The following is a 14,524-nucleotide window of genomic DNA, read 5'->3' on the forward strand; positions in this document are numbered from 1 at the left end:
TCGATATAAACTGTAACAAAGTATACTACCACCTAAAATGAATAATAAAATAGCACACGCAGCATGCATAAAGAACTCTTCTGGTAACATTAATATAATTGGATCTTTTTCAGGATCAAAAACCCAATAATCATTACTAAATAAAAGTTTATGGAATAATACAAAACTCTTTTCAAAATTAATAGCAATTGGTAACATAAGCGCTATCGGAAAAATGATTGTTAAAATCGATCCATGCAGTAAAAACTTTTCATTTTTCTTTTTTAATAAATAAATTCCGCCTATCACTGCAATCATAATTGTCGCATACATCACATATTGAATCTTTACTAAAATATTTTTAACATCTACAAAATGAATACGGCCATTTGTGGACATATCTAATGTTGGCAAATGTAATGCTCCGTCATAAAACGGGGATAAATATGTAATAAGCACATCGTAATTTCTTTTAATTTCATCCTTCGTCATATCCGCTAAATCAGGAATATTTAAAAAATCAATTTCAAAATAATACAGCCATTTTCCATAGACAACTGCCGTTGTTGCGAGTGCAAAAATAGAAAATGCTATGCTATATGAAACAACTAAAGTAATCAATCGATCCAATATTTTTGTACCACTCTTATTTTTCTCCATGTTCTCCCCCTAAATGTTCTAACCATCATAAAGAAAATTGTTTCCTTTGCTCACGTAAGCAACAATAATATGTAATACATAGTACAGCAATACTTAACCAAAACGTAAAATAACCAATTTCCTCTACAAACAAATGCATAATTCCATATCGCGGCATTTGCCAAAATAAATAATCAATTGCATCGTTATGCAACGTCCACACAGCTGCTACTATAAAATGCCATTTTTTTATACGATAGAATGGAGCATATAAAAATCCTTGTACTGCCATCGCAAAGTGCGAAAGCATTAACATGTAGCCCATAAGGCCAATAGGCCCTTTTACGTAAATCATAATCCCGTTTACAACAACAGCCCAAATACCATATTTTATTAAAGTTACAATCGCTAACGCTTCTATTAATCCCCAGTTTCTCTTTGCCAAAAAAGCAATTAAAACAAAGACAAAAAAGAGACTAGCCATAGGACTATCTGGTACAAACGGCCAAAATATAGGTGACGTTTCTTTCAATTGATTTCCGTACCATATAAATCCGTAAATTGTACCTAATATGTTAACAATTAATAAAAATAATAATACCGAGCGTTGTCTTAACATTGCATACAAGTACACCAATCCGTATGTCCAACACCTTTCAAGCAAAGTAATTCATTCATTAAATCCTACTCTATTATAACAAACTTCATCCAACTAAATAGAAAAGCTGACTACAAATTTTGTAGTCAGCTTTTTATTATTTTTTATTATACTTTGCAACGAATTCCGAAAGCTTCTTCAGTTCCTCATCCGTACCTTTAAATACACCTTTAGGCATTGAACCTTTTCCCTCTTTCGCAATTTTAGCAATTTCTTCTGGCTTTAAAGTTAAGTTTTGCAGTGCCGGTGCTGCTGCCCCGCCTTGTAAATTGTCACCATGACATGTTAAACAAGTATTTTTTTGCATTAATTTATAGCCATCATCATTTTTATCAACTGGCGCTGTTTTTACAATTGCTCCTTGTTTTTTTGCAGCTTCCCAGTCGTGGTGTGCTACAGATTCCCAAGTTAAAAAGATAATCGATGCAATTGCTAAAAGCATAAATCCAGTTGCCACAGGACGCTTCAATGGACGTCTTTCTGGACCTCGATCAAGAAATGGAGCTAACAGTAATGCTCCAAACGCAATCCCTGGCATAATAAATGCTCCAATTACAGTAAATGAACCGGAAGCATACGAATACTTTAATAACTGATACAAGAATAAGAAATACCAATCTGGAAGTGGTATATATCCAGCATCTGTTGGGTCCGCCATTCTCTCAAGCGGCGACGGATGCGCCACTGTTAAACATAAATAACCGATTAAAAAAACTGCACCAACCATCCATTCTTTTAACAAGAAGTTCGGCCAAAATGCTTCTGTTTTCCCTGGGTATTCAGAATAGTCTTTTGGAATATTTGGTTTCCGAGCTACTGGTACCCGAGAATCTCCTACAAACTTCATCCCTTTGCCGCGATGCATAATCTCCCTCCTTTAGTTCTTTCCCCTTTAATTTAGCAATCTCTTATAGTGGACCGGAAATACCTTGTTTGCGAATCATGATGAAGTGGAAGGCCATTAAACCTAGAAGTGCTGCTGGTAAGAAGAAGACGTGAATAGCAAAGAAGCGAGTTAATGTTTGAGCGCCAACAATTTCGGAATGACCAGCGAGTAATGTTTTAATATAAGGACCAATGAGCGGTGTTTGCTCTGCAATTTGAATCCCTACTTTTGTAGCAAATAAAGCTTTCATATCCCACGGCAATAAATATCCGGTAAAACCAAGACCTAACATAACAAAGAAAATAAGAACACCAACAATCCAGTTTAACTCACGGGGCTTTTTATACGCACCTTGGAAGAAAACTCTGAGTGTATGTAAAAACATCATTACAATTACGAGACTAGCACCCCAGTGGTGCATACCACGAACAATTTGCCCATAAGCAACTTCATTTTGTAAATAGTAAACTGATTCCCAAGCATTTTTAATATCAGGCACATAATACATCGTCAAAAACATTCCAGATAAAATTTGAATTACAGTAACGAAAAAGGTAAGTCCTCCAAAGCAATAGACGAATGCAGAAAAGTGATGTGCCGGGTTTACATGTTCAGGTACTTCATGATCAGCGATATCACGCCATATTGGTGTAATATCCAATCTTTCATCCACCCAATCATAAATTTTATTTAACATCTACTTTGCACCCCCTCTTGGCTTCGCTTTTCCTAGATACAGCGTTCCATCTTTCACTTTAGACTCGTACACATCAAGCGGAGCAAGGGGTGGCGTACCTTTAATGTTAATCCCATCTTTTGTATAACGCCCCCCGTGACATGGGCAAAAGAATTGATTCGGATGTGCTTTGTCCGAATTCCAGTTAACTGTACATCCTAAATGTTTACATACTGGAGAGAACGCAACAATGTCTCCGCTTTCATCTTTATGAACCCAAGCCGATTTTGGTTCTTCAGACTTGTACCAACCATCAACCTGCTTCACTTTAAAATCGAAACGCTTCGGCTCTGTTGTAATATCCTTTACTTGCGCAACAGCAACCATATCTGTTCCCGCTTCTTTTCTTAACACCGGATCAAGCGCAAATCGCGTCATCGGCATTAAAATACCGGCAGCCATAAAGCCTCCTACCCCTGTGAGTGTGTAATTTAAAAATTGTCTTCTTGACACGCGATGTTCTTTGTCGCTCACGAAAATTTCCCCCCTCTATCAGAAATTGTCCCCTCGTGATAAATTATATAAAAAATAAAAACTAGGACACTATCATGATATAATACGCTCATGCACAGGTCAATATCATACTACTCATAATAATAAGAACTTTCTGTTTATTGCGAGTTTCCCCATTTCTCTTCCAACATCACCATTATATTTTTTATATGCGCATGAATAACTTCTCTTTTTGCTTGATCACTAAATTGTTCTAACGCTAATGAAGGAAACCAAAATAAATCTCCCTGTAACTCTTGCATATCCTCTTTCCATGAAAAATCACTTGTAACATAAGCAATATGCTTAAAACCTTCACTTCGTAAATGATTTGTCCATTCTTGCAAACGACCTTTTTCATTCTTTTGACTTTCTACCAAATACGTAAACGCAGGCAGTAAAAGCACTCTTCCTTTATACTCTCTTTCCAATTCCGTGCTCAACAATTCGATAAATTCACCTTGTTCTACAACCATTTTCATTTCTTTTGCTGCCGAAATTGATAACAGCGGTATTACTCCTGTATCAACATACTCTCTTGCTTGCTCAAACTGTTCTACATCTTTTACAATCCACTTCAAATCCCTTCCCTCCTTCACTTGCAAATGACAGAACTTTCACTTTATATATATTAAACCACACTAAAAGAGGTAAAAAAAGAAAAACTACCCAATATAGGTAGTTTTTCTTTATAAAAGTCTGAAATTTGTAAAAATTAATTAATCCAAATAAATTCTATAAAGTCTTTAACTCTGCCGTTAATCTATGAAACGCTTCCTTATCTTGCTTATCTAACGCTTCATCAATTTGTTTCAAAAGGCGTTCTCTCCTAAACGAAAATACACTTTCTTCCAAAAACCTTTCTGCAAGTAAACGATCTTTTTCATTTACTTCAATATGCTTTGGTAGATATGGGTTTTCTTCTAATACAGCTACATAATTCGCATTTTGAAACGATGATTTAAAGTTGAGTTGAATATAAATATCCTCATCTCGATTTAAACGAATATCATGAAACGATTTTTCAGCATCTGTTGTCATAACATTTTGTTTAAAAAAGTGAAACGGTGTGTCTTTCACACAATTCGCTGACATCACTAAGCCACGCGGACAATATTTTGCATGCTCTACGAAGTGGACTTTATGCATCAATTGGTCGTGACTCATTAAATAATTCAGAATCCATACACATTCACGCTGTTTCAGTTGGTAATTATTCAAAAACCATTTTACAAAATCCTTCTTCTCGTTTACAGAAACAGGGGTATTCATAGCAATTAAGTCCCTCCTCTGTCTTTCTCTTTTCTTTTTAGATTCAAGAAGCGGCATTCAGTTTCCTTCCAACTTATGAAAAATCCTCTAAATTATATAACAATTCTTCAATATGAATTTGTGTCGGGTCTAGTTGTAATAACTGGGTAAATACTTCTTTCGCCTCTTTTCGTTTTCCTTCTTCCAATAAGAAATAACCGTACTCTTCTAAGAAGTCTGGATGATTCTTAAAAGAAGTATATGCACTTTCATAGTGTTTTAATGCATCCGAATACATTTCTAATTGTTTTTTTGCATACGCAAGATCCCAAAGTAGTTGTGTATCTGGTTCTCCACTATCAATAGCACGCTCTACAATTGCAATTAACTCTTCGTACTTTTCTTGTTCTTTTAAGATATATGCATATTTTAATGTTGCACCTAAATGCCCTGGATCTAACTCAAGCGCTTTTTGAAGAACTTCCTCTGCTTCTACTATTTTCCCTAATTTCGCCGCAATGTTCGCTAACTCTACATAAAATGGAACTGAAAGCTCATCTACTTTAATTCCTTCATGAAGCGTTTCATAGCTTTCTTGAAGCATTCCTTCTTTTTCATAGCTTTTCGCTAAATACATGTACAGTGATGCGTACTCAGGGTCTAATTCTTTTAGTTCTTGCCAAGCACCAATTGCTCTCTGATATTCTTCACCTTGGTATAATGTAAAGGCATATCCAAATAATGAGTGAATATCTTTTTGTTCCTCTAGGCCTGCTTCATAATAAGAAATCGCTTCTTCCCAGTTTCCGATCGCGCTTAACGTTTCTGCGAGGCGAAGTGCGATCACAACACCACCCATTACTTTATGTTCCGCTAATAGCGATTCATAATAAGTAATTGCCTTTTGTTCTTCACCTTTACTACTATATAATTCTGCTAACCCAAACGTAATAACAGGTTCATCAGGCATCATTTCTTTCGCCTTTAATAGTTTTTGCTCTGCTACATCATCAAAACCTTGCATTTGGAATAAATCTGCAACAAGTAATAACGATTGAACATATAAATCGTCATTTTCTGGAATATCATGAAGCACTTCAATCGCTTCATCTTCTTTATCTAGATCAATATATAATTCTGCTAAAAATACAGTGAATTCACTTTCTTCTGGATACAGTAAACGTAAGTCTTCAGTAATTGCTAATGCCTCATCTGTAAATCCAAGCGTATGATAGTAACGAGCGATATCATACTTCTCTTCATCATTCGCAATTTTTAATTGTTCTTTTAATAATTGTAATCCTTTTTCCGCTTCACCATTTTCAATATATGAAACAGCTTGTTCAAACTTTTGCATAAACGTCTCCTTTAATTCTAAAAAATATTCTCTTCTGTTCATTTATCATAAGCAACTCACTGTTAGAACGCAACCTTTAGAATGAGCATACTTCTTCTTATACTTCTTCTTACAGAGTAGTTAATTGTTCAAAAGGTTCGGATATGACACCGATACCTTACCATCATCTTCTATTGTACCGCTTTCTTTTATGACCGTGCAAATAACTTCTCTCACTAATTATCGAGCCATACAAACCGTGGTTTACAGAATAACTTAATTAGCAGTCTTCAACCTTTATTTTGAATGCGATAAAAAAGGCTCCTATACTAGGAGCCTTCACAATCTCTTAAGAATATGTTTCTTCTTTCTGTACTTGCTCATTTACAAGCTCTTTCAGCAACTCTATAATTTCATCATTTTCTTCCTTCAAACCGACAGTAATACGAATACCATCATCGATACCAAATGCAGCACCAGAACGAACGATATATCCTTTTTTCATTAATCGTTCGAAAGCTTCATTACCCGGTATACCAAGTTTTAAGAAAATGAAATTTGTTTGGGATGGATAATAGAATACGTTATATTCTTTACAAAATGCATAATACTGATTTAAACCTTCAGCATTCTTTTGCACACAATCTTGTAAAAAGGCTTGATCTTCTAATGCAGCGAGTGCTACAGATTGGGCTACAGTTGATGTATTGAATGGTAACCTAGCTACTTCTAGCTGTCCGATTAACTTCGCATCCCCAATCGCATATCCGATACGAAAAGCAGCTAAACCATATGCTTTTGAAAACGTGCGTAAAACCATAAGATTTTCATACTTTTCAAGAAGTGGTAATGTTTGCGGATAGTCTTCTGCTTCCGCGTATTCATAATATGCTTCGTCCATAATAACGAGAGCCGACTTAGGAACTGATTCTAAAAATGAAAGTAATTTTTGTTTCTCAACATATGTACCTGTTGGATTATTCGGATTACAAATCCATACAATTTTCGTTTTCTCATTTACTTGCTCTAGCATTGCATCTAAATCGTGAATACCATCTTTAAGTGATACTTCACGAACTTCTGCTCCTTCAATAACAGCATGGTGATGATATTGTGAAAACGTAGGATTCGCCATTACAACGTTTGTTCCTTCATGTAGTAACGCTCGGCTAATCATTTGAATGACTTCATCTAATCCACTACCAAATAGTAGTTGTTCTGCTTTTACACCTAAATGTTCCGCTACTTTTGTCCGAAGTTCAAAGGCATATCCATCTGGATAAAGGGCATATTGGCTCGCTAAAGAAGTTAATGCTTCTGTCACACGTGCTGAACAACCGAATGGATTTTCGTTGGATGCTAATTTCACAATTTTTGATAAACCATATTCTCTTTTTACTTCTTCAATGTTTTTCCCAGGCACATACGCTCTCAAAGTTAACAATTGCTCTTTCACTCTCATTTTTCTTCCCCCAGTCATTTCATTCAATTTGATTACAATACGGTTATAGCCCCTTACTGTAATCTTTTGTCATAACCGTCACTATTACGAGAATACCTCTAAATGAGCACTTCACAGCACTTCGCTATCATTTTAAACCATATCTTTTTGAAATGCCTCTAACGCAATATGAACAGTCTCATCTGAAATAGATACGACATTCACTACCCCATATTCCTGCATAAGCACCATATGAATTGCTCCTGCATTTGCTTTCTTATCTTGTTTCATCAATTGAACGAGGCGCTCTACATTCAAATCCCTTGGCATTTTTGGATAGCCGTATTTCAAGAACCACTGCTTCATATCTTCATAAGCAAGATCAACCTTGTACACTTGCTCACTTAAAAATATGGCGAATAACATTCCAACCGCTACACCGTCACCGTGAGTAATATTTCCATACCCTAGCTCTTTTTCAAGAGCATGTCCTAACGTATGTCCAAAGTTCAAATGAGCACGTACACCCTTCTCTGTTTCATCTTGTGACACAACATTTGCCTTTACAGGAATCGCCTTCGTTAATATATGGATTAACTTCTCATCATGAAGATCCGCTAATGTTTGCACTTCTTCTTTTAACCAATGGTATAGCTCCACATCACCAATAAGAGCATGCTTTATCACCTCTGCATAACCTGAACGCCACTCTTTTTCAGGAAGAGACTGTAAAAACGGTGTATGATATACAACTGCTTCTGGCTGATGGAATGCACCAATCATATTTTTACCTAACGGATGGTTAATCGCTACTTTCCCACCCACTGCGCTATCGTGCGCTAATAAAGTTGTCGGAACCTGCACAAAGCGAATACCACGCATAAACGATGCAGCAACAAAACCAGCTAAATCTCCAATCATTCCGCCTCCAAGTGCAAGAATTAAAGAATTTCTATCTAATTTATTTTCAAGAGCTGACGTATGAGCCGCATAGAAATTTTCGAAAGACTTCTCTTTTTCGCCACTTGGTACAACAAACGAAAACACGTGCTGCTCTACTTGTAATGCATCGATAACTGTCTGTAAATGTAGTGATGCAACAGCTTCATCTGAAATGATCATTACGTTAGATACCGCTGGCTGCATATTTTGAACGATCGTTGTTAAGTTTGACAACGCTTCTTTACCAACATGTACATCATATTCTTTTGATTTCGTTTGAATATGTATGTTTCCCATTAAAATCCCCTCGCATATTCATTATGTTTCTCAATATTTTCACGAATTAGTTCCATACGATCTAATCCGAATTGTTCTATTAAAGCTGTCGCTAATTCCCAAGCCACAACCGCTTCTGCAACGACACTAGCTGCTGGCACTGCACAACTATCTGAACGTTCAATACTCGCTGTAAAAGGCTCTTTCGTATCAATATCTACACTTTGAAGAGGTTTATAAAGTGTAGGTATCGGTTTCATCACACCGCGCACAACAATTGGCATTCCAGTCGTCATACCGCCTTCTAGTCCACCTGCATTATTTGTTCTTCGTGTATATCCATGCTCCTCATCCCACAGAATTTCATCATGAACTTCACTTCCTGGTCTATGCGCTGCTTCAAAACCAATTCCAATCTCGACACCTTTAAAAGCATTAATACTCATAATTGCAGCTGCTAATTTCGCATCCAGTTTTCGATCATAATGCACGTAGCTACCTACTCCAATTGGCATCCCTTCCACAATTACTTCAACGATTCCACCAATTGAATCACCATTTGCTTTCGCATCATCAATCGCTTTCATCATTTGGTTACCAGCTTCTTCATCTAAGCAACGTACAGGAGATGCTTCTGTAATACTCTTTAATTCTTCAATTGAACTATACGTAATCTCCTTAGCTTGTACACCGCCAATTTCAATTACATGGCCCGCCACTTTAATACCAAGTTCTGCTAACACCTTTTTAGCAACCGCACCAGCAGCAACACGCACCGTCGTTTCGCGCGCTGACGAACGTTCCAGTACATTCCTCATATCTCTATGACCATATTTAATCGCACCATTTAAATCAGCATGCCCAGGCCTTGGTTTTGTCACTTTCCTTTTCATCTCTTTTTCTTCTTGCTCAGTTAAAGGCTCCGCCCCCATAATTTTTGTCCAGTGTGCAAAATCACGATTTTCAACAACAAGTGCAATAGGGGAACCTAATGTTTCTCCATGTCTAACACCACTTAAAATTTGCACTTGATCCGTTTCAATTTGCATGCGTCTACCGCGCCCATATCCCTTTTGCCTTCTAGCTAACTCTTCGTTTATATCATCTGCTACTAAAGACAATCCTGCCGGAACACCTTCTATAATCGTTGTAAGTTGTGGACCATGAGATTCACCAGCTGTAATATATCGCATACGTTATTCCTCTTTTCGTATATGTATTTATCTCACTATATTAACTTTTATCATTCTAAAAATATTAAAGAAATTATATCATAAATCGACCATTTTCTTATTCTATATTTCCGATAGGCCTAATTTAAATATCAACATATCATAACAGCTCAAACTTCGTAACTAACTGAAAATAAAAAAAGTGCAAGAAGAATACCCCTATTCTCCTTGCACTTTTTACTATTATCACAGTGATTAAAGCGTTTACAAATTATTTCAAAATAATTAGTAAATCCATTCATTCATTAATTTTGAGTAGTCAACTAATTCTTCTTCTTTAAAGAAAATAGCAATCTCGCGCTCTGCGCTTTCTAAAGAATCAGAACCATGGATAATGTTTTTCGCAACAGTTACACCGAAATCTCCACGAATTGTTCCAGGAGCTGCTTCATGTGGTCTTGTTTTCCCCATCATGTTACGCGCTGTATCTACTACACCTTCACCTTGCCATACCATTGCGAACACAGGTCCAGATGTAATAAAGTCTACTAACTCACCAAAGAAAGGTTTTTCCTTATGCTCAGCGTAGTGTTGTCCAGCAATTTCCGGAGTGACTTGCATTAATTTTGCACCAACTAATTGAAAGCCTTTTTTCTCAAAACGAGCTACAATTTCCCCAATGAAGGCACGTTGTACACCGTCTGGTTTTACCATTAGAAATGTTTTTTCCATAAAAAATCTCTCCACTTCTGAATTATGTATGTAATTGTATATCCCCACACACATATTATCACCCTTATCACAATTGTGCAATAGTTTTGAAATAGAGAGATTATTTTATTTTTTAGAATAAACATTAAAATTTTCGTTTTCCAATATACTTTGCAACATTTTGTAATGCGTACTTTGCTTTTCCACGTGGGAGTGGTTTTATTATTTCTAAAGCTTTATGTAAATAACGTTCACTAAATGCAAATGCTTGATCAATTGCTGTACTATTTTTTACAGCATCAATAATTTCTTGTATTTCACTTGCTGTTGAATTTTCATGTACAGATGTGATTTTCTGACGAAGTACGGGATCTTCCATCGCATATAAAGCAGGAAGTGTAATATTCCCTTGTAGTAAATCTCCGCCAGCAGGTTTTCCAAGTTTCTCTTCTGTAGAAACGAAGTCTAAAATGTCATCAATAATTTGATAAGACATTCCTACAAAATACCCATACCAAAATAGACGATTTACCGTATCACGATTAGCACCAGCAGCAATCGCTCCCAATTGACAACTCGCGGCAATTAATAATGCTGTTTTTCGTTTTATTCTTCTTAAATACGTTCTTAAATTTTGGTCATAATTGTATTTATCTTTAATTTGTTCAATTTCACCTTTACAGACTTCTAAAATAGTATGTGATAACGCTTGATGCGCCTCTGGAATTTCGATATTTGTTATACATTCAAGAGACTTAGCGAACAGATAGTCCCCTGTATACATCGCAATACGATCTCCCCATTTCGCATTCACAGTCGCACTGCCGCGTCGTAAAAATGCAGCATCAATAACATCATCGTGAACAAGAGAAGCCATATGAATAAGTTCTAACGCAACAGCAACATGCTTAATCGCATCTAACTTATAATCTCCAAATTTCCCTGCAAGCAACACAAATACAGGACGAATTCGTTTCCCACCAGCTTCAATAAGCTGTAATGCTGCCTCTTCTACTAATGGCTGTTCAGAAGCGACTGTCTTTTTTAATTCTTTTTCTATCACATTAATATCCGATCGTAAAAAAGAGTACATAAGTTGTAACTTCATATTGTTCACCTTAACCTAAAACTTCTTTTTTCTATTTTGATTCTGGTTTAATACCTAAATGCATCGCTGCTACCCCAAAAGTAAATGGTTTCACTTGCACACGTTCAAGTCCAGCTTGCTCAAACATTTGAGCCAATTCTTTCATCCCTGGGAACGTACTAGCAGATTCTTGAAGCCATGAATACTCTTTATAACTTTTCGCAAACATCTTTCCAAATAACGGCATGATATATTTAAAGTATAAAATATACCCTTGTCGAAAACCAATCATTGTTGGTTGAGATGTTTCTAAACAGATTACTTTTCCACCTGGTTTTACTACACGCGTCATTTCTTTTAATACGTGCATATAATCCGGTACGTTACGTAAACCAAACCCAATCGTCACATAATCAAACATATTATCTTCAAACGGAAGTTCCATTGCATTCCCATGTAGAAGTTCTACTTGTTTTAATTGTAACGCCTCTACCTTTTGCTTACCGACAGATAACATATTTTCACTGAAGTCTAAGCCAACAACCTTTCCTTGTTCACCTACGGCTCCAGCTAGCGCAATTGTCCAATCTGCGGTTCCACAGCATACATCAAGCGCTTGACTGCCTGGTTGTACATCCATAATTCGCATCGTTTCTTTACGCCACGCTTTATGTCTTTGAAAACTAATTACAGAATTCATCACATCGTATTTATCAGAAATCTTTTCAAATACGTCATGTACTCTTTCTTCTTTTGATTGTTGCATGCTCGTACCTTCTTCCAATGTAAAATTGCTTATGTCTTCTATTTATTCCTTAACACAGAATTTATTTCATTTATGTCTGTGTGATTTTCTAAAAATTGTTTTTCTTTCTTTCTCAATTCCTTCATCCAACCATTAATCACTACTTCTGCTTTATCCCCTAAAGCATCTTGCATAGCTTGAAAAACAGGCGAATGTTGCTTATCAGCATACAATTGAATTTCTTTTTGAAGGCGATTTCCACCTAATACGTATGTGATAAATGGCTTCCAATGTGATAACTGAAAATGATCACATGTTTTTTGAAGGAGCGCAGACTCAATCATTACTATGCTTTTCATTATGTCATCCGTCGTTTCATGCGCTTTTTGGTATAACATAATTTTGTGTTCATTTATCTCTTTAATTCCTTCAGCAAGTGCACGAATTAAAACAATATCACGATTCATAGACAATAAATAATAATATAGTCCACTATAGTAATCGCCTGCAAGTACTGTTAATTGACGACATTTATGGAATTCAATCTCTTCCTCGCCTGCTTTATTTGATACCCTTTCATGCGTATCAAGCGCAATTTGTACAAGCATAATTGTTACTACGTAATGCTCAATTTGTTCTATATGTAAGTTTGCACTCTTTAAAGCACCATATAACAATGCTATCTTTTCTTCATCAATAAATGGTTCTTCAATATAGTTTATAAAGTAAGGATGGCGTAATTTCTCCATCAATTTTTCTTTTATACCCGCATACCCTCCGTAGATGTCACACACAAAAAATCACCCTTGTTTTCTAATTCATAAAACTTATTATAACACATACACTCTATTTTCTATAACCAAAACTTGGCTACACCTACCATTCATGTAAGCAATCTTTCTAATCTCACTCTGTCTAGTTAAAACTATATCATTTATTTACTAAAAAAAAAAAGAAAAGCAGTTTCCCGCTTTTCTTTACTTCGTTTTAATAAACGATAAAATTTCACTGCGCGCTGCAGCATCATTTTCAAGCACACCACGCACTGCTGTCGTTACTGTTTTCGCACCTGGTTTTTTTACACCACGCATCGTCATACACATATGTTCTGCTTCTACTACTACCATTACACCATGAGGCTCTAGTACTTCCATAATAGAGTTCGCTACTGTTGATGTAATACGTTCTTGCAGTTGTGGGCGACGTGCAATTGTATCTACGGTACGAGCTAATTTACTTAACCCTGTCACCTTTCCACCTTGCGGAATATATGCAACGTGAGCAACTCCATAGAATGGAACTAAATGATGCTCACACATCGAATAAAATGGTATATCTTTTACTAGTACAAGCTCTTCGTGATCTTCTCCGAATACTTTATGCAAATGCTCTTTCGGATCTTCATGCATACCTGAGAACACTTCTGCGTACATTTTTGCAACACGCTTTGGTGTATCAAGTACTCCCTCACGATTTGGGTCATCCCCAATCGCCTCTAAAATAAGGCGTACTGCATGTTCAATTTGTTCTAAATTAACTTTTGCCATCCGCTAGCCCTCCCGAAAACCTAAAAGTGATACGAACACATTCTAGCATATTTATGTTTTTAAAAGCAAAAAGAAGAGTTCCCAAAAAGGAAACTCTTCTTCCCTGTTAATATGTAAGGATTATTTAACCGCATCTTTTAACGCTTTACCAGGTTTGAATGCAGGTACTTTACTTGCAGCGATTTCAATCTCCTCACCTGTTTGTGGGTTACGACCTTTACGAGCCGCACGCTCACGAACTTCGAAGTTACCGAATCCGATCAGTTGTACTTTATCACCTTGTTTTAAAGCTTCTAAGATAGAATCAAAAACAGCGTCTACTGCTTTTGTTGCGTCCTTTTTAGAAAGGGAACTTGCTTCTGCAACAGCATTGATTAAATCTGTCTTGTTCATGCCATTCACCTCCTCCCAAAGATAAGACTGTATAATGATCATAAAATGAGTCTTACTTTCATTTGTAGGCAATTTTTGCAAATTCTATACTACAAAGATGTAGATAAATCATTATCAACGCCTATATTATACGATTCTCCTTTATAATTCAATATTTTTAAGGAAATTGTTACTCTGAAAATGTGAAAATCTGATGAAACTTGACAATTTACAACAATGTATTAGATAATGAC

17 protein-coding genes are annotated in these 14,524 nt (G+C 36.2%); all 17 read right to left on the bottom strand.

Going from position 1 to position 14,524, the window contains the following annotated elements; all coding sequences use genetic code 11:
* The coding region (lit, locus tag ABWK52_RS16170; RefSeq protein WP_046392515.1) for a lipoprotein intramolecular transacylase Lit at positions 1 to 639 on the bottom strand (639 nt) is incomplete at its 3' end.
* A gap of 25 nt (positions 640 to 664) precedes the next feature.
* On the bottom strand, positions 665 to 1,255 hold the full coding sequence (locus tag ABWK52_RS16175; protein WP_025967075.1) for a DUF1405 domain-containing protein: 591 nt from the start codon (positions 1,253 to 1,255) through the stop codon (positions 665 to 667).
* A 118-nt stretch (positions 1,256 to 1,373) separates the two neighbouring features.
* Complete coding sequence (qcrC, locus tag ABWK52_RS16180; RefSeq protein ID WP_000554603.1) at positions 1,374 to 2,141, bottom strand: menaquinol-cytochrome c reductase cytochrome b/c subunit; 768 nt, start codon at positions 2,139 to 2,141, stop codon at positions 1,374 to 1,376.
* A 43-nt stretch (positions 2,142 to 2,184) separates the two neighbouring features.
* Positions 2,185 to 2,859: a menaquinol-cytochrome c reductase cytochrome b subunit gene (gene qcrB, locus ABWK52_RS16185; protein WP_000932700.1), complete on the bottom strand. Its 675-nt coding sequence runs from the start codon at positions 2,857 to 2,859 to the stop codon at positions 2,185 to 2,187.
* The gene (gene qcrA / locus ABWK52_RS16190) at positions 2,860 to 3,372 is read right to left on the bottom strand and encodes a menaquinol-cytochrome c reductase iron-sulfur subunit (protein WP_001280593.1); all 513 of its coding nucleotides are present in this window, start codon (positions 3,370 to 3,372) and stop codon (positions 2,860 to 2,862) included.
* A gap of 137 nt (positions 3,373 to 3,509) precedes the next feature.
* Positions 3,510 to 3,971 (bottom strand): YpiF family protein, encoded by a 462-nt coding sequence (locus ABWK52_RS16195; RefSeq protein WP_000871314.1) that lies wholly within the window; start codon positions 3,969 to 3,971, stop codon positions 3,510 to 3,512.
* Positions 3,972 to 4,125: 154 nt separating this feature from the next.
* Entirely contained in the window at positions 4,126 to 4,662 is a 537-nt protein-coding gene (locus ABWK52_RS16200) for a ReoY family proteolytic degradation factor (RefSeq protein ID WP_001095925.1), read from the bottom strand.
* Positions 4,663 to 4,735: 73 nt separating this feature from the next.
* On the bottom strand, positions 4,736 to 5,998 hold the full coding sequence (locus ABWK52_RS16205; RefSeq protein ID WP_001168671.1) for a tetratricopeptide repeat protein: 1,263 nt from the start codon (positions 5,996 to 5,998) through the stop codon (positions 4,736 to 4,738).
* A gap of 328 nt (positions 5,999 to 6,326) precedes the next feature.
* A complete protein-coding gene (gene hisC, locus ABWK52_RS16210) occupies positions 6,327 to 7,439 on the bottom strand; it encodes a histidinol-phosphate transaminase (protein WP_098507921.1) in 1,113 nt (370 codons plus the stop codon).
* Positions 7,440 to 7,571: 132 nt separating this feature from the next.
* Entirely contained in the window at positions 7,572 to 8,657 is a 1,086-nt protein-coding gene (gene aroB / locus ABWK52_RS16215) for a 3-dehydroquinate synthase (protein ID WP_000526812.1), read from the bottom strand.
* Complete coding sequence (gene aroC / locus ABWK52_RS16220) at positions 8,657 to 9,829, bottom strand: chorismate synthase (RefSeq protein WP_001269386.1); 1,173 nt, start codon at positions 9,827 to 9,829, stop codon at positions 8,657 to 8,659. The genes aroB and aroC overlap by 1 nt, the downstream gene beginning before the upstream one ends.
* A gap of 264 nt (positions 9,830 to 10,093) precedes the next feature.
* Positions 10,094 to 10,540 (bottom strand): nucleoside-diphosphate kinase, encoded by a 447-nt coding sequence (ndk, locus tag ABWK52_RS16225; protein WP_000415883.1) that lies wholly within the window; start codon positions 10,538 to 10,540, stop codon positions 10,094 to 10,096.
* A 124-nt stretch (positions 10,541 to 10,664) separates the two neighbouring features.
* On the bottom strand, positions 10,665 to 11,627 hold the full coding sequence (hepT, locus tag ABWK52_RS16230; RefSeq protein WP_000776076.1) for a heptaprenyl diphosphate synthase component II: 963 nt from the start codon (positions 11,625 to 11,627) through the stop codon (positions 10,665 to 10,667).
* Between the two features lie 31 nt (positions 11,628 to 11,658).
* On the bottom strand, positions 11,659 to 12,372 hold the full coding sequence (gene menG / locus ABWK52_RS16235) for a 2-heptaprenyl-1,4-naphthoquinone methyltransferase (protein ID WP_098507917.1): 714 nt from the start codon (positions 12,370 to 12,372) through the stop codon (positions 11,659 to 11,661).
* 38 nt (positions 12,373 to 12,410) lie between these two features.
* A complete protein-coding gene (locus ABWK52_RS16240; protein WP_000332846.1) occupies positions 12,411 to 13,145 on the bottom strand; it encodes a heptaprenyl diphosphate synthase component 1 in 735 nt (244 codons plus the stop codon).
* Between the two features lie 183 nt (positions 13,146 to 13,328).
* On the bottom strand, positions 13,329 to 13,898 hold the full coding sequence (folE, locus tag ABWK52_RS16245) for a GTP cyclohydrolase I FolE (RefSeq protein ID WP_001151482.1): 570 nt from the start codon (positions 13,896 to 13,898) through the stop codon (positions 13,329 to 13,331).
* A 120-nt stretch (positions 13,899 to 14,018) separates the two neighbouring features.
* On the bottom strand, positions 14,019 to 14,291 hold the full coding sequence (locus tag ABWK52_RS16250; protein ID WP_001043860.1) for an HU family DNA-binding protein: 273 nt from the start codon (positions 14,289 to 14,291) through the stop codon (positions 14,019 to 14,021).
* Positions 14,292 to 14,524 lie beyond the last annotated feature (233 nt).

Origin of the sequence: Bacillus sp. AP50 (assembly GCF_040492675.1) — a bacterium.
GTDB classification, from domain to species: Bacteria; Bacillota; Bacilli; order Bacillales; family Bacillaceae_G; genus Bacillus_A; species Bacillus_A cereus.